Source organism: Streptomyces sp. NPDC030799 (assembly GCF_055572255.1).
Map to the genome: position 1 here is coordinate 171,261 of NZ_JBVIDS010000003.1, position 25,879 is coordinate 197,139.

The following is a 25,879-nucleotide window of genomic DNA, read 5'->3' on the forward strand; positions in this document are numbered from 1 at the left end:
GATGCGGCCAGGCTTCAGGCAGGAGTGCGGGAAGTAATGGGCAGACGACCGGTTCACCCGGAGGCCGCAGTCGCCGGCCGCCTCGCCTTCCCCGACGTCGTCTTGAGCCTCCACCGGCTCTCGGCTACCGCCTGACTCGCCCGCGAACGGCAAGCACGGCGAGGCCCAGCAGCGCGGGCTCGGTCAGGCGGGATGCCATCTCGGTGTAGGTGCCGGCGGCGGTGAGGTTCTGGCCGGAGGAGCGGAAGAACACCGAGTTCACGACGATCCGCAGGGACCTTTCCCAGCGCTGGGAGGTCAGTCGGGAGCGCAGTGGGCCGGAAGGGTTCACGGGGGCTGGGTCGTCCGTGGTCAGTGAGACGTTCTGCCCGGTCAGGTGCCCGGTTGTCACGGATCGTGGGTGGTCCTTGGGGATGCCCCACAGCATCATGATCAGGGTGGTAGCGGCCATGGCACCCACGAGCCAGGCAAGGGCCCTGGAAGCGCGTAAACCGTAGCCGGACACGGCCCAGTACAGTGTGAGCAGCGCGCGCTCGGAGGAAGGCCGGTCGCGGTCGTGGCGGCGCATCTCCATCTCGCCGTAGTAGAAGTCTGCTGCGTCCGGTTCGTTCTTGGCATCCTCGAAAGACTTCCGCAGCTGGCGGTATACGGGAGCGAGGGAGGCCGGCTGTTGGAGGGACGTCCCGGAAGGCGCGGGTGTCCAGCCGGTCGAGCCGGTGGCGGCGCGCCAGTGGTGTTCCTCAGCGAGGGCTCGACGCTGGGTCCAGCGGGCCGGAAGGGCGCCGTGCCGGTGCAGGCCGGTGGGGGTGGCCGCGAAGGCGCAGCGGCCTTCGAGGCGGAGCTGGTCGAGGTGGAAGGTGCCGGTGAGCCGGCAGGCCGACAAGTCGACGTCGGTCAGCGCCAAATGCGCCGCGTCCACACCGCTCAACGAGGTGATCCGGGCACTCGGGTCCAGGCCGGCCAGACCGAACTCGTCGACCGGCCGCCGGTCGTGCGTGAAGGCGGAGGGGCAGGTGGCCACGCTCAGCGGGTACTCAATGACGGCGTCCGTGAGATCTACTGTCGCGTAGCGCAGACGCAGCGTTGCCGTGGAGTCCCAGCGAGTCCTCATACATGAGAAGAAGGCCGTTGCCGCCTCGATGGTCACGGGGCCGCCGAAGCGTGCGCCTGAGAGATCCAGCTTCCCCTGGCAGGCAAGCGGGCCCAGTTGGGATACGTTCTCGAACGTCGCATCGCTGAAGAAAGCGCCGGTGGAGAAGGTCGCCGCGCCGAAGGCGGCACCGTCAGAGAAGGCCGCCCTGCGGAATGCCGCGTCACCGGAGAACACCGCCTCACTGAACTCGGCGCTCTTCGAGAACTCTGCCCCGACGAAGCTGGCGCCGCCGGAGAACGCCGTCCTCTGGAAGGCGGCCTCACCGGAGAAGGTCGTAACGTCGAAGCGGGCGCTTCCGGCGAGTGTCGCCGAGCTGAACCGTGCGCTGCCGGAGAAGGTCACCCTGGTGAACCAGGCGTCGCCGGAGAACGTCACGCTGCGGAAGTCGGCGCTGCGGGAGAACGTCGCCTCGCCGAAACGGGCGTCGCCGACGAAATGAGCTCCGCCGAACCCGGCATCACCGGCGAACACTGCCCCGCGCAAGCTCGCCCCGCCAGAGAACACCGCCCTGTCGAAGACAGCCCCGCCGGAGAACGCCACCCTGCTGAACCCCGCGCCTCCTGCAAACTCCGCACCGCGGAAGTTGGCTTCGGTGAACGTGGCATGGTCGAAATGGGCGTCATGGGAGAACGTCGCCGCACCGAACCAGGCGTCACCGGAGAAGGCCGCCCCGACGAACGCAGCGTCGGCGAAGGACGCGTTGTCGAAGCGGGCGTCAAGGGAGAACACCGCCCCGCTGAAGTCCGCAGCGCGGGAGAACACCGCTCTGCTGAACCCGGCGCTCCCGAGGAACGACGCCCCGCGGAACCCGGCGCTCCCGGCGAACGACGCCCCGCGGAAAACAGCATCGCCTGAGAACACCGCCCCGTCGAACCAGACGTCCCCGAAGGCCACTCCGCCGAAGTCAGCTGTATCAGTGAACGTGGCGGCTTCGAAACGAGCCTGGCGGACCAGCAGTTGCTCGCTGTTCGGGTCCCGGAGGGCACGGAGCAGCCGTTGCAGCAGATCACCGGTGAAGGTGGTGCCGGAGAGAATGACCTCGGTTTCGGGGGCCAGGCCGGCCAGGTACGTCGCTCGCAAAACCTCCGGCAGGTGGGCCAGACAGGTGTCGTACGAATCTACGAGGTGGCCACGACAGCCCACGGGATCGTCCGGGCTTGCTCCGACGGCGCAGTGCGGCCAGGGGGGTGGTTCCAGGTGCGGGGAGGTCGTCGTCACCAGAAAAAGAGATCAAGCGGCAGGGGCGATTGCAAGGACCGTAACTCTACTCCTGCGTCCAGCATTTACGGCAACCGCGCGCCGACCCTGGTCCACCCGCCACCAACGCTGCAGGCGGCTTGCCGGAGACCCGAGGGGCACTTCAGCGCGGGAGCGGCCCTTCGGAGGGGCGCGCCGAGACGTCAGGGTGTGGGCGCCTGCAGGAGGGCGGCGAACTGCTCCAGGGCGAGATCGGTGCGCTCGCGTTCGCCCGTGGTGGTGAGGTCGAACAGCAGGCCTCGCATGACGGCCATGACCAGGGTGGGGGTGGCGGTGTCGTCGGTCCCGGTGGCGATGTCGGCGAAGACGGTGCGCAGTGGGCCGAACCAGTCGGTGACGGCCGCCGCCTGGTCCGGGTAGCGCTCGGGATGGGCCAGCAGGTCGGCGTGGACTTCGAAGAACAGTCGAACGAACGGGGCGCGTTCGGGCGCACTCAGCCACGTCCAGATCCCGCGCAGCCGCTCCGAGACGTCGGCGCCGCTCGGCGGCAGGCCGTGCGCCAGGCGCTCAGCACCGCGCCGGCGCGCCTCGGCGAGAACTGCGGCCACCAACTCCTGCTTGCTCCCGAAGTCGTAAAGCAGCATCCGCGGGCTGGTACCCAGCGCCACGGCCAGCGGACGAAGACTCAATCCGGCCAGCCCCTCCGCGAGGACGTAGTCGGTGGCCTGCGCCAGAACGCGGTCACGCCGGCCGGAATCGGAAGGCCGTCCCACAGTGCACCGTCCTCTCGTGCGATAGCGCTGTGCGAGTATATGACACGGGCGTTTCAATAACGGACGGAGAGCCATGGAAACCGACGGCATGCACGACCTCGACCGGGCACTGGTCCTGGGGCCCGGCGGGCGCCTTGGCGCCGCATGGACAGCCGGACTGACGGCGGGCCTACGCAGCTTCGGGGTCGACCTGGGTGAGGCCGACCTCATCGTGGGCACCTCAGCCGGGGCGATCGTCGGCGCAGTCATCGCCACCGGGCAGGACCCCGCCCGCCTCGCCACCGTCCCCGTCCGGCGCTCCGCCAACGCTTCGTCCGCGCCGTACCGCCCCGACCCGGCAGTGACGGGCGCGGTGTTCGCCGTCCTCGGCGACCCGGGCCTGGACCCTGCCGATGCCCGTCGCCGGGTGGGCCGCATCGCCCTGGAGACGGTCGACGCGGAGGCGGAGAGCCAGCTGATCGCCCAGCGGGCCGCACTGATCGCCGCCGACAGTTGGCCGCGACGCCGTCTGCTGATCCCGGCCGTTGACGCCGAGAGCGGCGAGCCGATCGTGTGGGACGCCGCCGCGGGCGTCCCACTGGTTCGCGCGGTCGCCGCGTCCAGCGCTTTCCCTGGGATCGAGCCGCCTGTCGCCGTCGACGGCCGCCGCTACCTGGACGGCGCCTTGCGAGCCGGCACCAACACCGATCTGGCGCGCGATGCCCGCACGATGGTGGTGGTCGACCCACTCGCCCACCGCCACCCACACCCCACGGCCGACGGTGCCCACATCCTGGCCCCCGATCCGGCCGCGGTGCGCCTCCTGGACGCCGAGCAGAGCGACCCTGAAGCGTGGAAGGCGGCCTACCGGGCGGGCGGGGCCCAGGCCGGCGCGGCAGCTGAGGCACTACGTGCGCACTGGCGGCCTGCCTCGACCCGCGGCTGAAGGATTCCGAACGCTCTTCGCTCCGGGGTGCGCGACCCACGCGGAACGGGTGGCAAAGCCGGGGTGGATGCGGTCCCAGGCCATCGCGTGGGCGGTGCCGTACCTGTCGGTGATCTGCGTCGTCGCCGCCCGCCCTGTGACGGGGAGATCCACGGTAGCGGGACGGGCTCGTGCATCACCCGGCCCGTGCGCATCCGTCTGGACGGTGTCCAGGTGCTGGCACCACGAGGTCCGGCCCGACTCGAGTGCGGCCACGAACGAGTACGGCCAGCCGGGTACGAACTGGTCTGACGACCGCCTGCTGCGGCCATAGACGTGACAGAACAGGCGGTCCGGGCTGGTCGGCACGTCGGGTGGCGGAGTCTGCCGCAGCCGGGGCACCGGCCTGTCGGCGCACAGCAACGCGTCCGCAGGCTCGAACAGTTCGTCCCGGAGCGCGGCCCGGCAGTCGAATGAGTCGTCCCGGAAGCATGAGGTTTCCGCGAACACCCCCACTGGAACAGCTTCAAACAGCAGACTCACCGTCATGGCCTTCGTCGTCATCATGTATGCACCAGGGACGGAGGACATGATCAGACGAAGGCCACAGCGTCCGGAGAAACCCTGGTCAGCTACCTGGTTCGGGTCGTATTTCGACACCGGACCCACTGCGGTGCCGACAACATCCGAAGGCGACCTGGAGCTGCCTTCAAGCAGGACCGTGCCTGCTTGGGCTGCCTTCCCCGGAACGGCGTGTCGTTCAGGGGAAAGCGCCGATCAGCGTGCGGTGCTCTTGCGTCAGCTAGCGGACGACGTGGACGGTCACTGGCGTGGAGATACGGTCCGTCTTCGCGTGCTGGTGGTGCTTATCGGTCGAGTACAGCACTGAACGGAACTGCAACTCGCCCGTGTGCGTGACCTTGACCTTGGCGCGCACATCGAAGTCGAAGCTCCGCGCGATGGCGTACCAGTGGCCCCAGTGGCCGGGTTTTCCGGACCGCTCCTGTATGACGAGCATGGTGTACCGCTCGGCGTCGTCGTCACCCTGGCCGTGTACCTTCACCACCTGGCCAGCATGCGCGGTGTGAGGGGTGGCCTGAATCGAGATGTCGCTCTTTGCGAACGCCGGGGATACCGCCAGTGCTGCTGAGGCCAGGCCCAGCGCACCGACTGCCGCGAGCCGCTTCATACCACGCTTCATGCTCGGGTCTCCTTGGATTCCTTGGTTCCCTTTGCACCAACTAGGGTTGCGTGCCGCCTAATTGCCGCGTTTTCACCGAAGAAGAGCAGTCGCCGCGCTAAGAAGTTGGCCCCCGATTGTCACTACCTCGTAACTGTTGTCGTATGACCACCGTGCTGCCTCACGGTGCACACACCGGGATGGCCTGTTTGACAGAGCCTGATCGGCTGCCGGAGAGACAGTCACCGTTCAATTGGCCGGTTGACTTATCGCCTGGGTGTGGCGCGTTACGGCGAGTGCGTCTGGGACGGCGCGCCCCTGCGTTCGTGCTTGAGCGAGCCCGGCAGTGCCAGCGCCCGTGGTGGCCGCAGGCGCGGTGTCGAGGAGCTCGTTGAGGCTGGTCACCATCTCGGTGATGGCGGCGGTCGCTTCCGGTGCGCAGGCGGCGTCGCTGCAGTCGGGTTCGTATTTCGGCTTCGCATTTCAGGGTCCGCACGTCTGGCATTCGCTGGCGGGTGGCCAGGCTGTCGTGGTCGGCGAGTACTTGGAGCTGCACGTGTGTGCGGCGCAGGAGCGGTGACAGCTCGGTGAGATCGGCGTGATGATTGTCCTTGCAGCGCCAGCGGCGGGTCAGTGGCCATCGGGTCACGGCGATGTTGTTGGCGAAGCCAAGTGGGTGGCCGGTTCACAGGCAGGGTAGAGGTGGCTCCTCTCCAACCCTTCAGCTCCCTCAGCAGCCGACGGCTTCTTCAGGTCCGGCTCGCCTGCCCGGACATCACTCCGGCAGGCGACCTTGCTTGGCGCGGCGAGCGTGGCACGGTGCGCATCGCCGCCTTCGCCTCGGCGGCTCGTACCTGATCCCGCGGCTGTGGCCCAAGTCCCATGCGGCTCGGGGCCCCCGGGGGGAGGGCTGCTCGGTACGCTCAGGAGGGTCCGGCCCTCGAATGGTCGCCGCGCGGACTACCCTGCCAGGCGGCTGTCACCGCCGCACAGCGATGTGCGAGGTCGCGGCCCGGGACGGCGGGCCGTGATTGGTCGTGGAGACCTGCGGGGGACCGGCCGCAGGACATACATGGGACGGCCCGAAAGGAAGCGGCGAGAAGTGTCCGGAGGGTCAGGCCACGTTCGCGAGCTTCTGCCGCACGACGATCGCGTTGAGCCGGACCGCGAACGGTGCGGTGTCGGTGAGGCTCAGGTTCCCCACTCGTGACTTGCCGAAGCCGACGGTGACGTCGGCGCAGAAAGCAACGGCGTACAGGTATGCGCCGGCTTCCTCATCCTGGAGGGCGAAGAACAAATCGCGGTAGTAGCTCGTGTGGTCCGGCCCCTCCTCGTAGTAAGCCAGTCCCGGTTCGCCCTCCTGCGCCGCGAGACCGGTGAAAGCATCCATGAGTTCACGCTCGATGGTCTCCCAGAACGACGCCTGAGCCGCCTCGGGCGGGAGCGCCTGGCGCACCGCCTCCTTGAGGGAGAGCGCCATCACCAGGATGGGCGCCTCCTCTTGAAGGCCCCACCCACGGACCATCTTGACGATGTCACTGTTGGGAAGCCCTGCAGCGGCATCGCGAATGTGACCGAAGTCGTAGTTGACGGTGGCGGGCGCGATCGCTTCCTGGAAGGCACGTCCCAAGGCTTGCGCTTGGGCAAGATGCGCCTCTCCCACCTTGGTGACCGTCCTGAAACAGGCTGCCAACATCCCTCCTTAAACATTTTGTTGCACCGGTGAGCCGCCAGTATGCCCCAGCACCGCGCCACGGCAACCCACAACCTCGACTTGACCATCGCCATGGTGTTCTCGTACGTGCCTGGTAGTCCTGGGCCGGGAGAAGTCAGTAGAGGGCTTGTGGCCTGCTCTGTTACGGTCCTGTGGCCGGCCGCGGGACTCCGGTGCGACTTCCGGAACCTGCCTGTGAAGCAATGATTCGTAGCTCGTGCCCCCATTCCCCGGCCGGCATCAGCACTCTCAGGGAAAGATGTGGATGGATTCGTACGGGGACCTCGTCGCAGCCGACGATGTGCTGCTCTTCGTCAACGCTGCGATCACCTCCACTGGCCAGCGTGAATTCCACAGCGACGCGGGCGAGCAGCGGCTGTCCTTGGACTTTCTCCATGCATACATGCTGGGGAACTACCGTGACCTGTACGCCGGGGTCCTTGCGCTCGACATCAACGACTACAACGCAGTCCTCATCATCCGACGGCTGCTGGAGACCAGCAGTGAGGCCACTGCCGACCAGCGCCGCAGCGAGGGCCGCCTGATTGCGTCCCGACTTGCGACGCTGCCGCCACAACGCGTGTACGGACTGTTCGATGCCCTGCGCCGGGCCAGAGTGAACAACCGTCGCAGCCGCGCGATCATGCGTGACTGGCTGTCCGCCCGCCAGGACCTGGCGTTCGACGCAGTGAAGTACCGCAGCGGCCTCAAGCGAGCCCTCCGCCATGCACACCTGGCCCCCGCCACCGAAGAGCTGGGGACGTTCCTGTTCGCGCCGTTGGCCCGCCCGCACTATGACACACCCCTCTTGGAGACGTGGCGCCGCGCGCACTACGAGCAGGCCGCCCTGTATGAGCTGCCCTATACGGTTGCCGAGGGCTTCGCCGCCAAGTACGGCATTCCCCGGGACGTCTTCCTGGAGCGCATAGCTCCCCGGCTAACCCGCCTGGAGACCTTGCGGCTGCAGGAGTCCGCGCACAAACGTGGGACCGCAGGGGTACAAGCAGACCTGGCGGGGATGCCGCTGACCCGCTTGGCGACTTATGTGCTTTCGCTGCCGGTCGAGGACCGTCGGCGCCGGCGTGCCGAGTTGACCCACGCCCTGGAATCGGCCGCCGACCGGGTGGCCGGCTTCCACCGGGAGAGCTGGGGCAAGGTCACCGCCGTCCTGGACGACAGCTTTTCCGCCTTCGGCTCGGTTCACAAGCGTCGTCGGCCGCTGGCCGTGGCCCTGGCCTGCCATTACCTGCTCGCGGCTCTTGCCGGCGACTACACCGGGCTGTGGACGTCTGGCCGGACTGATGCACTGCTGACCTATCCGTACGGGCCGACGCCGGTTGGCCGGCGGATCCTCGACGCGTTGGACACCGCCCCGTCCAGGCTGGTGATCGTCTCCGACGGATGGGACAACGCGCCTCCCGGCCTGGCGGCCGAGGTGCTGCGCATCTGGCGGACCCGGCTCGACCCCGAACGTCGCACCAGCGTCGTGCATCTCAACCCGGTCTACGATGCGGCCGATTTCGATGTGCGTCGGCTGTCGGCGACGGTGCCCACCGCGGGTATCCGCGACGCCGAGGACCTTCCCGCACTGGTGGAACTCGCCCAGTTCGCGGAAGGCCGGACCGGCCTGGCCGAACTGATCGCTTACATGGACACCCGGGCGGCCCGAATGTTGGACGAACACCACCAGGAGCGGGCGCGATGACCACACTGGACCTGACCGGTCTGGCCACCCGCCCCTCCCAGGTCTGGAATGCCGTCCGACTGGTACCGCTCGTGCGTGACGAACCTGTCGACGACCTCCGTCTGAGCTCGCAGCTCTATGGTGATGCGGCCGGGCTGGTCGAGGTCGGCCCCCGCCATGCTTACATCTCCTACATCCCGCACGGATTCGTCGCCACGTGGACTGATGACGGCACGCCGGCAGCCGCCTACGGCACGCAGCTTTCCGCCGACGCCAACTCGGCTCCCGCCGCCACGATGGCGCTGCGCTTCCACCGTAGGATGGCCCGCCGTCAAGCCAAGGACCGGCTGCGGTTCCTCCCCATGCACCTGGCGCTGGAAGGCTACCTGGCACTGCACTTCGGCGGCCCCTCCCTCGCCTGGGAAGAGTGGTCGCAGCGTGCGATCCGCCAAGGGCTCTCTCCTCGCGTCGAGGAAGCCTATGTGGGTGCCGAAGTACGCGGGCTCACCGACGCACTGCGCGTCTTCGAGATCCACCCCAACCAGTGTGGCGTGATGGTCTACGTCGCCGACGCGCTCGCTGCCGCGTTCGTGGTCCCGCATCCCGACGACTATCGTGCACTTCACCCAACGCTCCTGCAGGATCTGTACGGCGAGCTGATCCACCACTACGCCACGCTGATGCCGCCGGTGCCGGACTTCCGGGCCCGCATACCTGACTTTCAGATCCGCTCCCTGACCGACCTGCGTACGGCAGTTGCCGAACAGGAAGACGCCTGGACGCGTTTCCACGACACGACCATGGCGACCGGCCTGCTGGAACACGCATACACCTGGCAGTCGGTCTACCGGATGGGACGCTTCACGCTCTCCCGCTTCCTGCCGCCGTTCCGCCCCAAGCAGGAGAACCACATCGGTGAGGTCATCACCGACGACGGGGGCAGGATCGCCTACCTCAAGACGTTTCGCCTGTCGGAGAACCAGGTGCGTCGCGGTCACCTGCTCAGCAGGCTTGCCGCCAACGACTGGCACCTGGCGGACACCGCGGTCGGTCTTGGTATCGGTGAGGCTCAGCTGGGACTGCGACTGGAGTCCGCCGGCTTCGGTTACCTGCTCCGCCAGGACGTCTTGGACGGGTACCGCAAGCAAGGACGAAACCGAGCCGGATGAGCGCGCCACGATGAGCGGTCCTGGCTCAGCAGCATCGGGCTCGTGCAGTTGGGTCGTTGGCAGATGCATGTCCACGCCGGCCCTGGCCGGCGGCCCCGGAACGGATGACCACCCAGCGTCCTGGTCGAAAGCGACCTCGAACTGCGCGGCATCGTCCGAGCCCTCACCCCCGCTGCAGGGTGTTCGCATCAGCAGGTCGCCGATGGAGGGGTGTGGTGAGCGCCTGAGTAGGCTTCGGCGCGTGCCGTGATCTGTGTGGGGTCGAGCCAGGCAGAGGTCGTGTACGGTGTGCCGAAAAATGATCTACGGTTCCCACGAACTCTGACCTACTCAGGGGGATCCCATGCAGCAACGTCGACCGCGCGACCGCCATAGAGCGATAGCCAGAGCGATCGGTGCGGCGGGCGCGCTGGCCATCGTGTTGGGCGCGGGGGTGGCGCCGGCAGCAGCAGCCGAGAAGCCTTCCGCCACCTCGACAACAGCCGGTTCCAACGGGTACGCGCCCTGGGCGCCTGAGAACGACGATGTCCGTGTCGACCGCAAGGACGTCCACCCGGCTCCGCGCAGCAAAGCCGACCCTTCGCCCCTGCAGCTCACTCTTCCGGCACCGACCGGTCGTTCCTCGGTGGGCATGGTCGGCCTGCATCTCATCGACAAGTCTCGTACGGATCCGTACGTTCCGGGCAATCGTGCACGCGAGTTGATGGTGTCCTTGTGGTACCCCACCTCCTCCCCGTCCGGGCACTATCAGGCGCCGTGGATGTCGTCGGTGGCGGGTGCCCACTTCCTCAGCACGTCGCTCAACCTGACGCCGCAGCAGGTAACCCTGCCGCGAACCGCCGGCCATGTCCTTGCCCCGGTCGACACCAGGCACGGCAAGCTGCCTGTGCTGTTGTACTCGACCGGGCTGCACTCGGACCGTGCGATGGGCACTGCTCTCGTCCAGGACCTGGCCAGCCGTGGGTACCTCGTCGTCACCGTCGATCACACGCATGACGCCAACGAGGTGCAGTTCCCCGGCGGCCGGCTCGAGGTCAACACCATGCCGGCGGGCGCGCACTCCTCCGATACGCTCAAGGTGCGCGCTGCCGACATCCGCTTCGTCATCAACCAGCTCGGCACCATCGCCAAGGGAGGCGACCCGGACGCCGGCCACGCCAAGCTTCCCGCCGGGCTGTCCCACGCGGTGGACACATCCCGCATCGGGATGTTCGGCTTCTCGCTGGGCGGCGGCGCGGTCGACACCGCCATGCAGCTCGACCACCGGATCGACGCCGGCGCCGACTTGGACGGCCAGTTCTTCGGCTCGGCGCCGAGCAAGGATCTTGACCGCCCCTTCATGCTGTTCAGCTCGGGAACCCACAACCGCAACAATGACGGGTCGTGGCGCACGTTGTGGTCGCACCTGAAGGGATATCGGGTCGACGTCCAGCTCCACGGTGCGACCCACCTGACGTTCTACGACAACGCGGTGCTGGCCCCGCAGTACGCGCCCCTGGTCGGTTGGTCACAGGCCACCGTCCAGCAGTTGTTCGGCACGATCGACCCGATCCGTGCGATCAAGATCCAGCGCGTCTACCTTGCCGCTTTCTTCGACCGGACACTGCTTCATCAGCGTCCTCCTGTGCTGGACGGCCCCAGCAGGAGCTACCCCGAGATCTCCTTCGTCCGCTGACCCAAGCCGGCAAGGAAGAACGCTTGGGCCCAAAGTGGCGGACGGGCAGGCCCGGCTCGGCCATCGCCGTGCCGATTCCGATCAGCAGGTGAGACTTGCCGGTGCCGCAGTCCGTCCGACCACGAGGGCGGCCGCCGTCGTCACCTTCACGGCTTGAGCTCAGCTACCCGGACTTACTTGCTGCGGCTCCTCGCCGCTGTAGTAGCCGGTGGAGCGCAGGAAATCGGGGAAGCCGCGTACCAGTTGCTCTGCGTCCGCCGCCGGGTAGTGGTGGCCGTAAGGGCTGAACGCCTCGCAGAGCATCCAGCGGAGCCGCGCCAGGAAGCCCGGATGGTCGAGTTGGCCGACCGTGGCACGGAGTGTTGCTGTGCAGCGCATGGTCGACGGCGGAGAGGAAGGCGTCGACGGCGGGAGGTTCAGGATCGTGCGGCGGCGCGGTGAAGTTCGGGGAACCCATGGCGGCAGCCTTGCGGTGACTGCCGTCCGGCAGGCTTACGCCAGCTCCGGACCACCCAGAAGTCGTTGAAGGCTGCCTGGCGGGCGAACTGCACGCCGACAAGGGTGACGACTGCGAGCAGCTGCGCCGTCGTCGCTGGACAGTCGAGCGAACCGTGCCCTGGCCGGCCGGCTGTCGAAGGCTCCAGCCGCTGCGAACGCAAGGTCGAACACTTCCTCGCCCTCGTCGGCACAGCCGCAGCCCTTATCGGCCATCGCCGTCCTACAGCGCGTTGACGCAGTTCAGCGCACTTGACCTGCAGCGATTACGGCCTGGATCAGGCCCGGGAACCGGCGGTCCAAGTCCTCCTTGCGAAGGCGCATGTACAGGCCGTTCCCGGCGTCGCGCTGATACACCAAGCCCGCCTCGCGCAGTACTCGCCAGTGACGGGTACGACTGGACTTGCCCACCGGCAGGTCGAAGGAAGCGCACAGCCGCTCTTCATCCGGCCGTTCGGCCAGTTCGGCCACGACCCGACGCCGGTTCGCGTCAGCCAGCGCCAAAAGGATGGGCCCTACCTGCAACTCCTCGGCGCGAGGGTGCATCAACTCGCCTGCTGCCATTACTTCACCCCTCGACAAGGTACGCCTAGTTGCGTACCTTCCTTGAGGTACGCAACTAGGCGTACCTTACCCGCTGTTGGGAGAGCCATGCCTGTACCCGCATCGCCGCGTCGCCGGGTCCTGTCGCGCATCCGCACGTCACTGCGCAAGCTCCTGCTCATCGAGCACTCGCCCTTCATGACCCTCTGACCCGGCAGGGCCTCCGCCGCTCGCGTGCGGAGGCATGGGGACAGCCAACCAAGTGCCCTATGAGAAACGTCGTCCAAGGCAGCACCACGCCGGGAGTGATCGATCCGATGCCGGCTCCGCCGCGGATTACCAGTAGCTGCCGTGGTTCCCTGTTACCCCAAGCCCAGGCTGAAGGAGCAGCGCATGACCAGCGCCCCTGTCCCCTTCCAGGTGTACGAGGCAGGAACGTTCCTGCACGGTACGAAGGCAGACCTTGTTCCGGGGGATTTGTTGAGCCCCGGCTACGCATCCAACTTTGAGGAAGGGCGCACGTCCCGTCACGTCTACGTTTCCGAGACCCTGGATGCCGCCACCTGGGGCGCCGAGCTCGCAGCCGGCGACGGACCCGGGCGGATCTATGTAGTGGAACCAACCGGCCCTCTGGAAGACGATCCCAACGTCACCGACAGGAAGTTCCCGGGCAACCCCACCCGCTCCTATCGCACGCGCGAACCTGTGCGCATCGTGTCGGAGCTCAAGGGCTGGGTCGGGCACTCCCCCGAGCAGATCAAGGCCATGCTGAACGGGCTGGCCGATCTTCGTCGCCGCGGCATCGCCACAATCCTGGATTGACGGGGCCGTCGGCGCGACCGTGGAAGCCTCCGCCGGGCAGCAGGTCGAGCTGCGGCAGCAACAGGCCACCTGGGCCACATGCCGTAGGCGGCATCGGCCTCCACCACCGCCTCCCCCGAGGCCGACACTCGGCGGAGCGCCGCCGCGCGCCGCTCGTCCCGGATCCGCTCTGCCAGCTGCGGGGCGGTAAGAGCGACAGCGCTGAATCGGCGTTCGGACTGCAGGCCCGCTCGCACGCCGCCGCGAGCAGGCTGCGGGTGTCCGGCTCGCACTGCCGGGTGAGCTTGGCGGCATACGGTGCCTGCCTGCGGGCCGGCTCGGCTTCCTGCTTGCCTGGCTCGCTGTCCATCCAACATGCCGACGGCACCGCTTCCCCTCGTCCAGTAAGGAATCACGGCATGACCCTCTCGCACGCCTTCCCCTTGGAACCCATCTCGATCCATGTGTCCGACGAGGTCCTCGACGACCTGCGCGCCCGTCTCGCGCTGACCCGTCCGCCGCTGGACGAAGGGAATGAGGACTGGTCCTACGGCGTCCCGGACAGCTATCTCCGTGAGCTGGTCGCCCACTGGCGGGACGGCTACGACTGGCGCAAGGCTGAGGCGGCCATCAACGTCTACGAGCACTACCAGGTGAGCGTCGCCGGCGTCCCGGTGCACTTCATGCGCAAGCCCGGCCGCGGACCCCGCCCGATCCCGTTGATCCTCACCCACGGCTGGCCCTGGACGTTCTGGCACTGGTCCAAGGTGATCGACCCGCTCGCCGACCCGGCCGCGTTCGGCGGTGACCCCGCCGACGCGTTCGACGTCATCGTGCCGTCCCTGCCCGGCTTCGGTTTCCCCGGCCCGCTCACCGGGTTTTCGGACGTCAATTTCTGGAAGGTCGCCGATCTCTGGCACACCCTGATGACCGAGACCCTGGGATACGAGAAGTACGCCGCCGGGGGCTGCGACATCGGCGGGATCGTTTCCAGCCAGCTCGGCCACAAGTACGCCGACGAGCTGTACGGCATCCACATCGGCTCGGGGCTGCCGCTCGACTTCTTCACCGGCCCCCGTGCCTGGGACTTCGCACGGAATCGGCCCCTCACCGACGACCAGCCCGCCGATGTCCGCGCCCGCATCATCGAGCTGGACCGCCGCTCGGCGTCCCACCTCGCCGTGCACATGCTCGACGGTGCCACTCTGGCCCACGGGCTGAGCGACTCACCCGCCGGACTGCTCGCCTGGCTGCTGGAGCGCTGGCATGCCTGGAGCGACAACGGCGGCGACCTGGAATCCGTCTTCACCAAGGACGACCTGCTCACCCACGCCACGATCTACTGGGTGAACAATTCCGCCGCCACGTCGATGCGTTACTACGCCAACGCCAACCGCTACCCCTGGGCCCCCGCCCACGACCGCACCCCGGTCGTGCAGGCCCCGGTCGGCCTCACCTTCGTCACGTACGAGAACCCGCCCGGCATCCACACTGCCGACGAGCGCGTCCGGGCGTTCAAGACCGGCTCGCAGGCCGATTGGTTCAACCACGTCAATGTCAACGCCCACGACCACGGCGGCCACTTCATCCCCTGGGAGAACCCCGCCGCCTGGGTGAGCGACCTGCGCCGCACCTTCCACGGCCGCAGACCCTGAACGGCCCTGCGGGTCGCTGTCGGCGTCGTAGGCGCGGCGACGTGTCCGGCCGGCCCCCGGGGCGATGGCCGCCCAGCGCTCCCCCAGCGTCGCGCCTGCGGCCGGGAGCCGCCGGGCGCACCGGCAACCAGTGCGTCGTACTCCTCGCCGGAGAGGCCGGCCAGGCGGTGATCGTGGCCCGGGTTCGGCGGCCGGGGTGGACGGTCGTGGACGTCTTTCAAGGGTTCCGCTTGTCAATGAGGGCTGATCTCCGCCCAGTTGGGTGGTTTCGGCCGTGTCCGCTGAGGAGGGCCGCTCATCGACGCCCTGTCCCTCGCTGGTTACACTGCGACGCGTTCGGCTCAGCGCGCTTCCGTTTCGAGCTTGTCGAACACCTTGCTGGACGACATGACCGCGTACCCCGGAGGACACCGTGCCCGCCGCTCACTCCGCCTTAGCCGGCAGGCCCCTCCACTCCGACTGCCTTGCGCCCGAAGTCCGTTCGTCGTGCACGACGCCTCCCTCGGCGGTCACGCGACATTTGGCCTGTCATGCCCGCATCCAGACAGCTGCTTTCGCCGCGTCGGACACGCTGGAGAGGACCTGATGACCGATCTGATACTGGCCGTGAGTGCCCCGGTCGCTCTGGCGGCCGGTGCGACCGCGTGGCGCTTCCGTGGTGCGTACCGGCGCGAGCGAGCCAGGGCCGACCAGCTCCAGAGCCGTACCGACCAACTCACCCAGCAGTTGCGTGCGGTGGAGCACGTCCTCGGGCAGCTGGCCGCGGAGGTGCTGCCCGCGGTGGGCACCGGCGCCCTGCCCGACCATCAGTACGGAGCCGGCCTCGCCCTTCCCGGCCCGCTGGCCCACACCGCCCTTGCCGGCCGGCTGCGCGACGTGACGGGGCAGGCGGTCGCCACCGTGACGCACGTACGCGAGGCCGCCCAGGCCGCCGCCGACCACCGTATCGCCGAGGTCCGGTCCGCCGCGGAACAGGAGGTCGCGAAGGCGCGCCGGGAGTCGCAGCAGGCGACCCGCGCGGCCGTGCGCAGTTTCGCCTCCAACGTGGTGGCACGCGCGGCCCGGCTCAGCCGGGAGATCAGCAAGGGCGTGCGCTCCCACCAGGACGACGAGGCGTACGCAACGTTGGTGCACATCGACCACATCGCCCAGCAGATGCTGCTGACCGCGCAGGGCTACGCGGTGCTGGCCGGCGACAAGCTCTCCAGGCGCTGGCCGCGCACCTCCCTGACCGACGTGATCCGCGCCGCCATGGGCCGCATCGAGGGCTACCAGCGGGTGGAGCACCACGAGTCGGACACCATCGCGGTGGAGAGCCGGGCGGTCGAAGCCGTCGTGCACACCCTGGCGCTGCTGCTGGACAACGCCCTGCGGTACTCACCGCCGGCCGCCCGCGTGCACGTCTCGGTGGAGGAGGGCCATCACGCCTGTTTCCTGATCGTCGACGACGCCGGTCTGCGTATGGACGACGAACGGCTGCTATGGGCCAGCGACATCATGTCCGGCAAACAGCGCGACGACATCACGCAGCTCGGCGCACATCCGCAGACGGGCCTGCGCGTCGCCTCCCTGCTCGCCGAGAACTACGGCTTCCGGGTCGAGTTGACCGCGCCGAACATCTACCAGGGCACCCGGGCCGTGCTGGTTCTGCCGAAGAACCTCCTGGTCTTCTCCCCCGGCGGGGCCCAGCCCGCCGGAGCCCGCGCCACCGCGGTCAGGCCCGCCGCCGTGCCCCGCCCCGCCGCAGCGCTCGAACCCGCTGCCGTACCCCCCACCCAGGATTCCGGCTCCCCCACCCAGGATTCCGGCTCCCCCGCGCCTGCCGCGACCACCGCCAGCGGGCTGACCGTCCGTCAGCGCCCTGCCCGGCCACGCGGCACCGCACCGTCGACGCCGGAGCCGCCGGCCGTGCCGGGGCGGCCCAGCGTCGCCGCCGCCTGGGCGGCGGGCACCCGCCGGGGACGCCAGACTCAGGAAAACACCGGCCCCACCGAAGGAAACTGACCATGCGCGACACCCACAGCAACAGCCTGGGATGGCTGCTCGACCAGGAACTCGGCGCCGTCGAGGGCGTCGAGTACGCCGTGCTGATGAGCAGCGACGGCCTCCTGCAGGCCCGCACCCGGACGATCGGCCAGGAGGACGCGGAGAAACTCGCCGCCCTCACCGCCTCGCTGCGCGCCGCCGGCAAGGCGTGGGACGAGCACGTCGGCGGCAAGGGCATGTGCCAGTTGCTGATCGAGTCGCAGGGCCGCATCGGGCTGACCACCGCGGCCGCGCGGAACTCGATGCTCTCGGTCGTCACGACCGGCCCGGACGCCGACGTCGGCCTGATCAGCCACCACATGGTGCGGCTGGCGACGCGGCTCGGCCACGAGCTGGAGGTCGGGGACCGGCGCCCTGTCTCGGAAGGCGGCACCGCGACGTGAGTGGTCCGCGGCACGACCCGGACCTGATCAGGCCCTACGTCCGCACCGGCGGACGGAACCGGCCCAGCCGTGATGTGCGCCTGGAGACGGTGGTCATCGCCGCGTCCGGTCCCACCGAGAGGCTGGCGCCGGACGCCCGCAGGGTGATGCGACTCTTCGCCGGCGGGCGGGGCGGCCTGGCCGTGGCGGACATCGCCGCCGCGCTGGAGCTGCCGCCCTCGACCGTACGGATCCTCGTCTCCGCCCTGATGGACAGTGGCCATCTGACCAGCCCGGCCCCTGTGCAGGAGGGCCGCCCAGGACTCGACCTGCTCCAGGAGGTGCTGCGTGGACTACGCGAACTGGTCTGACCCGCCGGCCGTCCACTATGTGGCCCCCGCCGTGAACCGCTCGGCGAAGATCGTCGTCGCCGGCGCCTTCGGGGTCGGCAAGACCACTTTCGTCGGCAGCGTCTCCGAAGTGGCACCGCTGCGCATGGAGGAGCCGATCACCGAGGCGAGCGTCGGCGTGGACGATCTGCGCGGCACACCGCACAAGACGACCACGACGGTCGCCATGGACTTCGGGCGCATCCATCTGCTGAACGACCGCCTGGTGCTCTATCTGTTCGGGACGCCCGGCCAGACCCGGTTCCGCCCCCTGTGGGAAGGGCTGACCGAGGGAGCCCTGGGCGCGGTGGTCCTGGCCGACACCAGGAACCTCGACGGCTGCCACGAGGTGCTGAGCCTGCTGGAGGAGCAGCAGACGCCGTACGCCGTCGTCATCAACGTCTTTCCCGACGCGCCGCGCTACCCCCTGGAGGAGATCCGGCAGGCGCTCGCGCTGGAGCCCGACACACCGCTGACCGAATGCGACGCGCGGGACCGCCGCTCCTGTGTGTACGCGCTCATCACCCTCATCGAGTACCTGACCACCAAGCACATCCCCGCCTCTCTTGTGGAGCCCCGCCCATGACCACGCCCGGCCCCGGCATCACGAGCCCGTCGGCCAGAGTTCCGCTCTACGCCGCCGAGTTCGCCGACGACCCGCACGCCGCGTACGAGCGCATGCGCCGCGTCCACGGTCCGCTGGTCCCCGTGGATCTCGCTCCGGGTGTCCCCGCCACCCTGGTCATCGGCTTCCACCAGGCCCGGCGCATCCTCAACGACCCCCTGCACTTCCCCGCCGACCCGCGGATCTGGCAGCAGGGCATACCCGAGACCTGCCCGGTACGGCCGATGATGGAGTGGCGGCCCAACGCGCTGCGCTCGTCCGGTGCCGAGCACACCCGCTACCGGGCGGCGAACACCGCGAGCATCCAGGCGGTCGACCAGCACGAGCTGCGGGCCCTGGTGGAGAAGGTCGCCTCCGGTGCGATCGGCTCCTTCCGCCACCTCGGCCAGGCCGACCTGCTCACCCAGTACTCGTTCCCCATCGCATTCCAGGTGCTGAGCGCGCTGCTGGGCTGCCCGGACGAGATCGGCATGCGCATCGCCGACGGGATGGCCAAGATCTTCGAGGCGGAGGCCGAGACCGCCGCCCGCGGCAACGAGATCCTCGGCCAGGCCGTCCTCGACCTCGTGACGCTCCGGCGGCAGTACCCCGGGGACGACATCACCTCCCGGCTGATCGCCCACAGCGCCCGCCTGGACGACGTGGAGATGTCACACCAGCTCGTCACGCTGTACGGCGCGGGCATCGAGCCGCTGACCAACCTGATCAGCAACACCGTGCTCAGGATCCTCACCGATGAGCAGTTCTCGGCCGGCCTGCACGCCGGACAGCCGGTGCGGGAAGCCCTCGACACGGTCCTGTACACCGACCCGCCGATGGCCAACTACTGCATCAGCTACCCGCCGTACCCGATCGACGTCGAGGGCGTCCTCCTCCCCGCCCACCAGCCCGTCGTCATCTCCATGGCCGCCTGCAACAACGACCCGGCCGTCACCGGGGGCCTCGGCGCCGGAGCGCTCACCGGCAACCGCGCCCACCTGTCCTGGAGCATCGGTCCGCACACCTGCCCGGCCCGCACCCACGCGTACCTCATCGCCGAGACGGCCGTCGCCTGCCTGCTGGACGCCCTTCCCGAGATCGATCTCGCCTGCCCCGTGCGGGATCTGGTGTGGCGGCCCGGCCCGTTCCACCGCGCCCTGGAAGCGCTGCCCGTCCGTTTCCCCGCTGTCGTCTGAAGCACCGCTGCCGTCCGACACCGCCACTGCTGTCCATAAGGAGAACGGCCATGCCCCAGCACACTCCGCTCGTCCTCGACCCCACCGGCGCCGCCCGGCATCTGGAGCACGAGACCCTGCGCGCCCAGGGTCCCGCCACACGCGTGGACATCCTCGGCGTCCAGGCCTGGGCGGTCACCGACCCAGCCCTGCTCAAGCAGCTGCTGACCAGCCCCGACGTGTCCAAGGACGCACGCGCGCACTGGCCCGCCTTCGAGCGGACGGTCGCGACCTGGCCGCTCGCCCTGTGGGTCGCGGTGAAGAACATGTTCACCGCCTACGGCGCCGACCACCGCCGTCTGCGCCGCATGGTCGCCCCCGCCTTCAGCGCGCGCCGCATCGCCGAGCTGCGCCCGGCCGTCGAGGCCCTGGTCACCGAGCTGGTGGAGGACCTCGCCGCGCTGCCCGCCGGGGAGGTCGTGGACCTGCGTGAACGCCTGGCCTACCCGCTGCCCATCGCCGTGATCGGGCACCTGATGGGCGTACCCGAGGACCGGCGGGCGGACTTCCGCAAGCTCGTGGACGGTGTCTTCGACACCACGCTCACCCAGGAGGAGGCCGAGACCAACGGCGCCCGCCTCTACGCCCTCCTCGACGCGCTGATCGCCACCAAGACCAGCGCTCCCGGCGACGACATGACCTCCCTGCTCATCGCGGCACGGGACGAGGAGTCGGACGGCACCGGCTTCACCGCGGAGGAACTCCGCGACACCCTGTTGCTGATGATCAGCGCCGGGTACGAGACCACCGTCAACGTCATCGACCAGGCCGTCGTCGCGATGCTGACCAACCCCGACCAGTTCGACCTCGTCCGCACCGGCAAGGCCGGCTGGGACGACGTGGTGGAGGAGACGCTGCGGCACGAACCCGCCGTCAAGCATCTGCCGCTGCGCTACGCCGTCACCGACATCGAGCTGCCCGACGGAGGCACCATCGCCCGGGGCGATGCCATCCTCGCCTCGTACGCCGCCGCCAACCGTCACCCCGACTGGCACGGCGACGACGCCGACACCTTCGACATCACCCGCACGGTCAAGGACCATCTGGCCTTCGGCCACGGGGTGCACTTCTGCCTGGGCGCCCCGCTGGCCCGCCTGGAGGTCACGGAAGCCCTCCGGCAACTGTTCGAGCGTTTCCCCGACCTGTCCCTCGCGGTGCCGGCCGAGGAACTGCAACCGGTGGCCTCCCTCATCAGCAACGGGCACCGGGAACTCCCCGTCCAGCTGGGCCCAGCGCGCCCGGACACGGCCTGAGGGTCTTTGCCAGGCGGACCAGGTCGGAGATCGGGGTGCCGTCGGGCAGACCGGACAGCCAGAACATCGCGAGGAAGCGCGAGGTCATCGCCCCCGGGGGCCTGTCCGATGAGTCGATGGCAGGCTGACGGCATGATAATGAATCAGCCGTGGACGGGGCTTCACGCCGATCTGCTGGCGGCGAAGGCATTGGTGTTCGACCCGAGCGGTTTCGCCTGCTCACTGCCGGTGCCGGAACCGGAGAGCGCCGAATACGCGGCTTGCGCGTTCACGCTTGATGGCCGCTCGGTTCGGTTCCGCGTGGCCAAGACCACCCCGACGAAGGTGGGTCAGTTCGTCACCGTGTGGCAGCGGTCCGAGCAAGGGCCGATCCGACCCTTCGACGCCTCCGACGGGGTGGACCTCTTCGTCATCAGCAGCCGCGACGACGACGGCTTCGGACAGTTCGTCTTCCCGCGCGAGGTGTTGTGCGAGCGCAACATCGTCTCCCGCGGCGGCTCCGGCGGGAAGCGCGGATTCCGCGTCTATCCGCCGTGGGTGACCACGACCAACCGGCAGGCCCGCAGCACCCAGGTGTGGCAGGTGAACTACTTCTTCAACCTGGGCCAGGAGCCTGCCGGCCTGAGTCGCGCCCACGCCCTCTACCACGCCTGAGGAATGCCCAGTGGGTCACGAGCGGAGCCGGAGCCGGACGGCGGCCACAGTCCCCGGCGCCGGGGCCGCCGTCGTGCGGGTGCGGCCCCGGCGGGACGGAGACGCGAGGGGCGCTACCTCACGAGCCAGGTCTGGGCATCGTTGCCCGCATCGCAGTTCCACTGCATCAGCTGGCTGCCGGGGCCGCTGACCGTGTCAAGGCACATCGAGGTGCCCGAGTGCGTGAACTGCTGGTAGACGATTCCGTTCACGGTACGGAAGCTCTGCACCCACTGCTCCGAAGCGGTCCCGTTGCAGAAGTACTCGTCGACAGTCTCGCCGGGGTCCGCCGTGCCGTCGTTGACTTCCATGCAGTAGCCGCCCACCTGGTTCACGAGGTAGTACGTGGAGGCGGCCGGCGCGGCCACGAAGGCCCACTTCTGGGCTGAGGACCCGTTGCATCCGGCGAGCCGGAGTCTCACGTTGAGGGCACCCCTCGGCGCCTCCACGCATTGGTTGTAGGCAAGGTTCACTATCTCGTGGTAGCTGCTCGCGGCCTCGGTGGCCACGATACGGGCGGAGACGTTCGCTCCGGGCTGCACCGCGGCGGCCTCGGTCGCGGTTGCAACCGTGCCCGACGCGATCAGCAGCGCACCCGCAACGGCTGCCAGAGCGGCACGTGTCTTCTTCGTTTTCCCGGTCATTTGCCTTTGCTCCTTCGGTCGGTAAGACGCTCCGTGTCGACGTGCCGGCATTCGCACGCAGAATGGGTCGCCGCGAGTCCCATGTCGTTTTCTGTCTGTTCAGGGGATCGCGCCAGGCGATTCGAACCGCAGAACCCCTGCTGACTCGCATGACGGTGCCAAGCCGACCATGGACAGACGTTGGACAATCGTTGAATCGGACCGTCCAGGCCGGGTAATGAAGACGCGTTCGAGTTGCGGCCTCGTGGGGAGTGCGGTCGGGATGACGGTGGAATTCAGCGTGCTGGGCAGCGTTGAGGCCCGCATCGATGGCAGGTCTGTGGTGCTCGGGCATGCACGCCAGCGGGCCGTGCTGGCGGTTCTCCTGGTCGACGTAGGACGCCCGGTGACGATCGATCAGCTGACGGACCGGGTCTGGGGAAGCCGTCCGCCGCGGCAGGCTGTCCCCACCTTGCGCAGTTATCTCTCCCGGCTGAGACAGGCCCTGGCAGCCACCGGCGAGGCAGTCATCGCGCGGCAGCCAGGCGGTTACGCCATGACCACCGCCCGCTCCGTGACCGTGGACATGCACACCTTCCGCCGCCTTGCCGCTCAGGCCCGTGCCGCCGGCGACGACACCCGCGCCGCTGCCCTGTTCGAACAGGCCCTGCGGCTGTGGCGCGCGGAACCCTTTGCCGCCCTGGACACGCCCTGGCTGAACGCGCTGCGCGATACGCTGGTCCAGGAACGCCTGGCGGCCCAACTCGATCTGGGCGACGTGCGATTACGCCTGGGCCAGCACGTCGCCCTGTTGCCCGAACTGTCAGCACGCGCCGCAGCACACCCCCTGGATGAACACCTGGCAGGCCAGCTGATGCTCGCACTGCACCGCTGCGGCCGTTCCGCTGAAGCCCTGGACCACTACCGGCGCACCCACAGCCGACTGGCCCGGGAGCTGGGAATCGACCCCGGGCGGCACCTGCAGGACATCCAGGCCGCCATACTCCAGCAGGAGGCCGTCCCCGCTCCTGTCGCGCAACCGCAAGGCCCGGCACAGGTGAGCACGATCCCTGCTCAGCTGCCCCTGTCCGTCGCGGCCTTCACCGGCCGCAAGAGCGAACTCGCCCAGCTCGACCGTCTCCTGCCCGGCACGGCCGGGGCCCTGTCGGCGCGCCCCGCCGCAGTGGTGATCTCGGCGGTGTCCGGCACCGCCGGGGTGGGCAAGACCGCACTGGCCGTGCACTGGGCCCACCGCGTACGGGACGCTTTCCCCGACGGGCAGCTGTACGTGAACCTGCGCGGATTCGACCCGGGTGGTTCCGTGGTGGGCCCGGCCGAGGCGGTCCGGGGGTTCCTGGACGCCCTGGGGGTGCCCCCGGCCCGTGTCCCGAACGGCCTGGAAGCGCAGGCGGCCCTGTACCGTAGCCTGCTGGCCGACCGACGGGTACTCGTGGTGCTGGACAACGCCCGCGACGCCGAACACGTCCGCCCGCTCCTGCCCGGCGCGTCCGGCTGCCTGGCCCTGGTCACCAGCCGTAACCTCCTCACCGGCCTGGCCGCGACCGAGGGCTCCCATCTGCTGACCGTGGACCTGCTCACCCCCACACAGGCCGGGGACCTGCTGACCAGCCGTCTCGGCGCCCACCGGACCGCGGCCGAACCCGCCGCTGTCGAGGAGATCGTCACCCGGTGCACCGGGCTGCCGCTGGCCCTGGCGATCACGGCCGCCCGCGCCGCCGCCCAGCCCCATCTGCCGCTCACCGCCCTCGCCCACGAACTGCGCGAAGCCGGCAGCCGCCTGGACGCTTTGGACGGCGGGGACCCGGCCAGCCAAGTGCGGGCAGTGTTCTCGACGTCGTACCGGGCGCTGACCGCCGACGCGGCCCGGCTCTTCCGGCTCCTCGGACTCCACCCCGGACCCGACATCGCCCTGCCCGCGGCCGCCTCGCTGGCCGGCGTGTCACGTGTCCGCGCCGGCGCCCTGCTGGCCGAACTGACCCGCGGCAACCTCCTCAGCGAACACACCCCGGGCCGATACGCCTTCCATGACTTGCTTCGCATCTACGCCACCGAACTGGTCACCACGCACGACAGCGACGACGCCCGGCGATCGGCCGTGCACCGCATGCTCGACCACTACCTGCACACCGCCCACGCCGCCGACGCGCTGCTGACCCGCAGAAGGGACCCGATCAGCGTGGCCCCCGCCCAGCCCGGAGCCGTGGTCGAGGAACTCCTGGACCGCCAGGAGGTGCTGGCCTGGTTCAGCGCCGAGCACCCCGTCGTCCTCGCCGTCATCCAGCAGTCCCCGGCAGGCTTCGAGACCCACACCTGGCAGCTCGCAGCGGTCGTCGCCACCTTCCTCAAGCGGCAGGGACGCTGGCCGGCGCTGGCCGCCGCCCACACCACCGCCCTGAGCGCCGCACTGCGGCGGAACGACAAGACCGGGCAGGCCAACGCCCATCGCGGCCTCGCACTCGCCCGGACACAGCTGAACGGCCCCGACGACGCCCGCGCCCACTACGCGCTCGCGTTGGACCTGTTCAGGGAACTCGGCGACCACGCCGGCCAGGCACGCATCCACAAACACCTCGGCAGGATGTCCGCGGACCGCGGCGAGCACCGCAAGGCACTCGGCCACGCCCGCCAGGCCCTGGCTCACCACAAGGCCGCACACAACCGGCTCGGACAAGCCGGCGCTCTCGACCACATCGGCCGAAACCTCGTCAGACTCGGCGCCGACCGGTCGGCGGCACTCTCCTACAGCCTGCGGGCTCTCACACTCGTCGAGGAACTCGGGGACCTCAACGGCCAGGTCAGGAGCTGGAGAAGCCTCGGCTACATCCATCATCACCTCGGCCAGTACGGGCACGCCATCGACTGCTACCGGCAAGCCATCGATCTCGTCCGCAAGACCGACGACCGCTATCACGAAGCCACCAGCCTCGCCGACCTCGGCGACACCCATCACGCCGCAGCCCACCCCGACGCCGCTCACCGAGCATGGACCCAGGCCCTGGCTCTCACCGACGAAATCGGGCTCCCGGGCACAGCCCCGCTGCGAGCCAAACTTCTCCAGAACCTTGGCCCTGGCCGACTGACGCCCCAACGCGTGAGTGAGAACCATAAGGAAGTACAGGGCAGGATGGGACCATGAACGAGATCCACACGCCCCGTCTTCTGCTGCGCCGCTGGCTGGATGACGACCTCGTCCCCCTGTCCGAGATCCACGCCGACCCGGACGTGATGCGATGGGTCGGTGACGGCACGCCGCGCTCCTTCGAAGAGACGGCCCAGGACATCGAGGCCTGGGAGGAGGAGTGGGACGAGGAGGGTTTCGGGATCTTTGCCGTCGAACTCCTCGGGTCCGGGGAGCTGGCCGGAGCGGTCGGCCTGTACCGCGCCGACTCCCCGCCCGTCGTCGCGGACCAGGTGGCGATCGGCTGGCGGCTCGGGCGCCAGTACTGGGGGCAGGGCTACGCGTCGGAGGCGGCCCAGGCCACGCTCGAGTTCGCCCTCCAGGACCGCGGTCTGGACCGGGTCGTCGCCGTTTGCCGCACCAGCGACACCGCGTCCGCGAACGTGCTGTACAAACTCGGCATGCGCGCGACGGGCACGACACAAGACCCGGACACGGGCCATGAGCTGCGGGTGTACGGAATCGATCTCACAGAGTACGAGGCCTGACCACAGCCGACGGCCGTCACGGTGGTCGTCGCCCCATGAGGCAG

General features: G+C 69.1%; 23 protein-coding genes and 1 pseudogene. 16 read left to right on the forward strand and 8 right to left on the reverse strand.

What is annotated here, in order from left to right; all coding sequences use genetic code 11:
• Positions 1 to 124: 124 nt before the first annotated feature.
• Positions 125 to 2,371, reverse strand: coding sequence for a pentapeptide repeat-containing protein (locus ACZ41I_RS08375; protein ID WP_468513554.1), 2,247 nt, complete (start codon positions 2,369 to 2,371; stop codon positions 125 to 127).
• Between the two features lie 182 nt (positions 2,372 to 2,553).
• Complete coding sequence (locus ACZ41I_RS08380; RefSeq protein ID WP_468513555.1) at positions 2,554 to 3,123, reverse strand: TetR/AcrR family transcriptional regulator; 570 nt, start codon at positions 3,121 to 3,123, stop codon at positions 2,554 to 2,556.
• 73 nt (positions 3,124 to 3,196) lie between these two features.
• On the opposite strand from ACZ41I_RS08380, the gene ACZ41I_RS08385 reads away from it, so the two are divergent.
• Complete coding sequence (locus tag ACZ41I_RS08385; protein ID WP_468513556.1) at positions 3,197 to 4,048, forward strand: patatin-like phospholipase family protein; 852 nt, start codon at positions 3,197 to 3,199, stop codon at positions 4,046 to 4,048.
• Between the two features lie 21 nt (positions 4,049 to 4,069).
• Here ACZ41I_RS08385 and ACZ41I_RS08390 read toward each other — a convergent pair.
• Together ACZ41I_RS08390 and ACZ41I_RS08395 are read right to left on the reverse strand one after the other, a co-directional pair.
• A pseudogene (locus tag ACZ41I_RS08390) lies at positions 4,070 to 4,576 on the reverse strand (transposase); the annotation flags it as partial.
• Between the two features lie 253 nt (positions 4,577 to 4,829).
• Entirely contained in the window at positions 4,830 to 5,228 is a 399-nt protein-coding gene (locus ACZ41I_RS08395) for a hypothetical protein (RefSeq protein WP_363220788.1), read from the reverse strand.
• Positions 5,229 to 5,598: 370 nt separating this feature from the next.
• Between ACZ41I_RS08395 and ACZ41I_RS08400 the strand changes: the two genes are divergently transcribed.
• Positions 5,599 to 5,787 carry a hypothetical protein gene (locus ACZ41I_RS08400; protein WP_468513557.1) on the forward strand — a complete coding sequence of 63 codons (189 nt, stop codon included), beginning with the start codon at positions 5,599 to 5,601 and terminating at the stop codon, positions 5,785 to 5,787.
• Between the two features lie 534 nt (positions 5,788 to 6,321).
• On the opposite strand, the gene ACZ41I_RS08405 is transcribed toward ACZ41I_RS08400, so the two are convergent.
• On the reverse strand, positions 6,322 to 6,903 hold the full coding sequence (locus ACZ41I_RS08405; protein WP_468513558.1) for a Type-2Aa cytolytic delta-endotoxin: 582 nt from the start codon (positions 6,901 to 6,903) through the stop codon (positions 6,322 to 6,324).
• A gap of 283 nt (positions 6,904 to 7,186) precedes the next feature.
• Here ACZ41I_RS08405 and ACZ41I_RS08410 point away from each other — a divergent pair, with 283 nt between their 5' ends.
• The 3 genes from ACZ41I_RS08410 to ACZ41I_RS08420 all read left to right on the forward strand — a co-directional run bounded on the left by ACZ41I_RS08410 (position 7,187) and on the right by ACZ41I_RS08420 (position 11,449).
• On the forward strand, positions 7,187 to 8,626 hold the full coding sequence (locus ACZ41I_RS08410; RefSeq protein WP_468513559.1) for a hypothetical protein: 1,440 nt from the start codon (positions 7,187 to 7,189) through the stop codon (positions 8,624 to 8,626).
• A complete protein-coding gene (locus tag ACZ41I_RS08415) occupies positions 8,623 to 9,774 on the forward strand; it encodes an ARPP-2 domain-containing protein (protein WP_468513560.1) in 1,152 nt (383 codons plus the stop codon). The genes ACZ41I_RS08410 and ACZ41I_RS08415 overlap by 4 nt, the downstream gene beginning before the upstream one ends.
• 343 nt (positions 9,775 to 10,117) lie before the next feature.
• A complete protein-coding gene (locus ACZ41I_RS08420) occupies positions 10,118 to 11,449 on the forward strand; it encodes an alpha/beta hydrolase family protein (protein WP_468513561.1) in 1,332 nt (443 codons plus the stop codon).
• A gap of 159 nt (positions 11,450 to 11,608) precedes the next feature.
• On the opposite strand, the gene ACZ41I_RS08425 is transcribed toward ACZ41I_RS08420, so the two are convergent.
• Positions 11,609 to 11,827, reverse strand: coding sequence for a hypothetical protein (locus ACZ41I_RS08425; RefSeq protein ID WP_468513562.1), 219 nt, complete (start codon positions 11,825 to 11,827; stop codon positions 11,609 to 11,611).
• 360 nt (positions 11,828 to 12,187) lie between these two features.
• Positions 12,188 to 12,508, reverse strand: a complete 321-nt coding sequence (locus ACZ41I_RS08430) for an ArsR/SmtB family transcription factor (protein WP_468513563.1) — start codon at positions 12,506 to 12,508, stop codon at positions 12,188 to 12,190.
• Positions 12,509 to 12,880: 372 nt separating this feature from the next.
• Here ACZ41I_RS08430 and arr point away from each other — a divergent pair, with 372 nt between their 5' ends.
• The 9 genes from arr to ACZ41I_RS08475 all read left to right on the forward strand — a co-directional run bounded on the left by arr (position 12,881) and on the right by ACZ41I_RS08475 (position 21,486).
• Positions 12,881 to 13,309: an NAD(+)--rifampin ADP-ribosyltransferase gene (gene arr, locus ACZ41I_RS08435; protein ID WP_468513564.1), complete on the forward strand. Its 429-nt coding sequence runs from the start codon at positions 12,881 to 12,883 to the stop codon at positions 13,307 to 13,309.
• Positions 13,310 to 13,707: 398 nt separating this feature from the next.
• Positions 13,708 to 14,943, forward strand: a complete 1,236-nt coding sequence (locus ACZ41I_RS08440) for an epoxide hydrolase family protein (protein ID WP_468513565.1) — start codon at positions 13,708 to 13,710, stop codon at positions 14,941 to 14,943.
• A gap of 585 nt (positions 14,944 to 15,528) precedes the next feature.
• Positions 15,529 to 16,947, forward strand: coding sequence for an ATP-binding protein (locus tag ACZ41I_RS08445; RefSeq protein WP_468513566.1), 1,419 nt, complete (start codon positions 15,529 to 15,531; stop codon positions 16,945 to 16,947).
• A gap of 2 nt (positions 16,948 to 16,949) precedes the next feature.
• A complete protein-coding gene (locus ACZ41I_RS08450; RefSeq protein ID WP_468513567.1) occupies positions 16,950 to 17,372 on the forward strand; it encodes a roadblock/LC7 domain-containing protein in 423 nt (140 codons plus the stop codon).
• On the forward strand, positions 17,369 to 17,722 hold the full coding sequence (locus ACZ41I_RS08455; RefSeq protein WP_363219731.1) for a DUF742 domain-containing protein: 354 nt from the start codon (positions 17,369 to 17,371) through the stop codon (positions 17,720 to 17,722). The genes ACZ41I_RS08450 and ACZ41I_RS08455 overlap by 4 nt, the downstream gene beginning before the upstream one ends.
• The gene (locus ACZ41I_RS08460) at positions 17,700 to 18,326 is read left to right on the forward strand and encodes a GTP-binding protein (protein WP_363219730.1); all 627 of its coding nucleotides are present in this window, start codon (positions 17,700 to 17,702) and stop codon (positions 18,324 to 18,326) included. Before ACZ41I_RS08455 ends, ACZ41I_RS08460 begins: the two co-directional genes overlap by 23 nt.
• Positions 18,323 to 19,540 carry a cytochrome P450 gene (locus ACZ41I_RS08465; RefSeq protein ID WP_399775899.1) on the forward strand — a complete coding sequence of 406 codons (1,218 nt, stop codon included), beginning with the start codon at positions 18,323 to 18,325 and terminating at the stop codon, positions 19,538 to 19,540. The genes ACZ41I_RS08460 and ACZ41I_RS08465 overlap by 4 nt, the downstream gene beginning before the upstream one ends.
• Positions 19,541 to 19,590: 50 nt before the next feature.
• Entirely contained in the window at positions 19,591 to 20,832 is a 1,242-nt protein-coding gene (locus ACZ41I_RS08470; RefSeq protein WP_468513568.1) for a cytochrome P450 family protein, read from the forward strand.
• Positions 20,833 to 20,964: 132 nt separating this feature from the next.
• Positions 20,965 to 21,486 carry a MepB family protein gene (locus ACZ41I_RS08475; RefSeq protein WP_468513864.1) on the forward strand — a complete coding sequence of 174 codons (522 nt, stop codon included), beginning with the start codon at positions 20,965 to 20,967 and terminating at the stop codon, positions 21,484 to 21,486.
• A 113-nt stretch (positions 21,487 to 21,599) separates the two neighbouring features.
• On the opposite strand, the gene ACZ41I_RS08480 is transcribed toward ACZ41I_RS08475, so the two are convergent.
• Positions 21,600 to 22,169, reverse strand: a complete 570-nt coding sequence (locus tag ACZ41I_RS08480) for an RICIN domain-containing protein (RefSeq protein WP_399775895.1) — start codon at positions 22,167 to 22,169, stop codon at positions 21,600 to 21,602.
• 262 nt (positions 22,170 to 22,431) lie between these two features.
• Here ACZ41I_RS08480 and ACZ41I_RS08485 point away from each other — a divergent pair, with 262 nt between their 5' ends.
• Both ACZ41I_RS08485 and ACZ41I_RS08490 read left to right on the forward strand, forming a co-directional pair.
• Complete coding sequence (locus ACZ41I_RS08485; protein ID WP_468513569.1) at positions 22,432 to 25,305, forward strand: AfsR/SARP family transcriptional regulator; 2,874 nt, start codon at positions 22,432 to 22,434, stop codon at positions 25,303 to 25,305.
• Positions 25,302 to 25,835, forward strand: coding sequence for a GNAT family N-acetyltransferase (locus tag ACZ41I_RS08490; RefSeq protein WP_468513570.1), 534 nt, complete (start codon positions 25,302 to 25,304; stop codon positions 25,833 to 25,835). The genes ACZ41I_RS08485 and ACZ41I_RS08490 overlap by 4 nt, the downstream gene beginning before the upstream one ends.
• The last annotated feature ends 44 nt before the right edge of the window (positions 25,836 to 25,879 follow it).

Coding starts and splice junctions, on each gene's coding strand:
- ACZ41I_RS08410 (WP_468513559.1), top strand. CDS start 7,187: ATGGATTCGTACGGGGACCTCGTCGCAGCCGACGATGTGCTGCTCTTC.
- ACZ41I_RS08440 (WP_468513565.1), top strand. CDS start 13,708: ATGACCCTCTCGCACGCCTTCCCCTTGGAACCCATCTCGATCCATGTG.
- ACZ41I_RS08490 (WP_468513570.1), top strand. CDS start 25,302: ATGAACGAGATCCACACGCCCCGTCTTCTGCTGCGCCGCTGGCTGGAT.
- ACZ41I_RS08485 (WP_468513569.1), top strand. CDS start 22,432: ATGACGGTGGAATTCAGCGTGCTGGGCAGCGTTGAGGCCCGCATCGAT.
- ACZ41I_RS08480 (WP_399775895.1), bottom strand. CDS start 22,169: ATGACCGGGAAAACGAAGAAGACACGTGCCGCTCTGGCAGCCGTTGCG.
- ACZ41I_RS08450 (WP_468513567.1), top strand. CDS start 16,950: ATGCGCGACACCCACAGCAACAGCCTGGGATGGCTGCTCGACCAGGAA.
- arr (WP_468513564.1), top strand. CDS start 12,881: ATGACCAGCGCCCCTGTCCCCTTCCAGGTGTACGAGGCAGGAACGTTC.
- ACZ41I_RS08465 (WP_399775899.1), top strand. CDS start 18,323: ATGACCACGCCCGGCCCCGGCATCACGAGCCCGTCGGCCAGAGTTCCG.
- ACZ41I_RS08405 (WP_468513558.1), bottom strand. CDS start 6,903: ATGTTGGCAGCCTGTTTCAGGACGGTCACCAAGGTGGGAGAGGCGCAT.
- ACZ41I_RS08430 (WP_468513563.1), bottom strand. CDS start 12,508: ATGGCAGCAGGCGAGTTGATGCACCCTCGCGCCGAGGAGTTGCAGGTA.
- ACZ41I_RS08445 (WP_468513566.1), top strand. CDS start 15,529: ATGACCGATCTGATACTGGCCGTGAGTGCCCCGGTCGCTCTGGCGGCC.
- ACZ41I_RS08420 (WP_468513561.1), top strand. CDS start 10,118: ATGCAGCAACGTCGACCGCGCGACCGCCATAGAGCGATAGCCAGAGCG.
- ACZ41I_RS08475 (WP_468513864.1), top strand. CDS start 20,965: ATGATAATGAATCAGCCGTGGACGGGGCTTCACGCCGATCTGCTGGCG.
- ACZ41I_RS08385 (WP_468513556.1), top strand. CDS start 3,197: ATGGAAACCGACGGCATGCACGACCTCGACCGGGCACTGGTCCTGGGG.
- ACZ41I_RS08425 (WP_468513562.1), bottom strand. CDS start 11,827: ATGCGCTGCACAGCAACACTCCGTGCCACGGTCGGCCAACTCGACCAT.
- ACZ41I_RS08395 (WP_363220788.1), bottom strand. CDS start 5,228: ATGAAGCGTGGTATGAAGCGGCTCGCGGCAGTCGGTGCGCTGGGCCTG.
- ACZ41I_RS08415 (WP_468513560.1), top strand. CDS start 8,623: ATGACCACACTGGACCTGACCGGTCTGGCCACCCGCCCCTCCCAGGTC.
- ACZ41I_RS08470 (WP_468513568.1), top strand. CDS start 19,591: ATGCCCCAGCACACTCCGCTCGTCCTCGACCCCACCGGCGCCGCCCGG.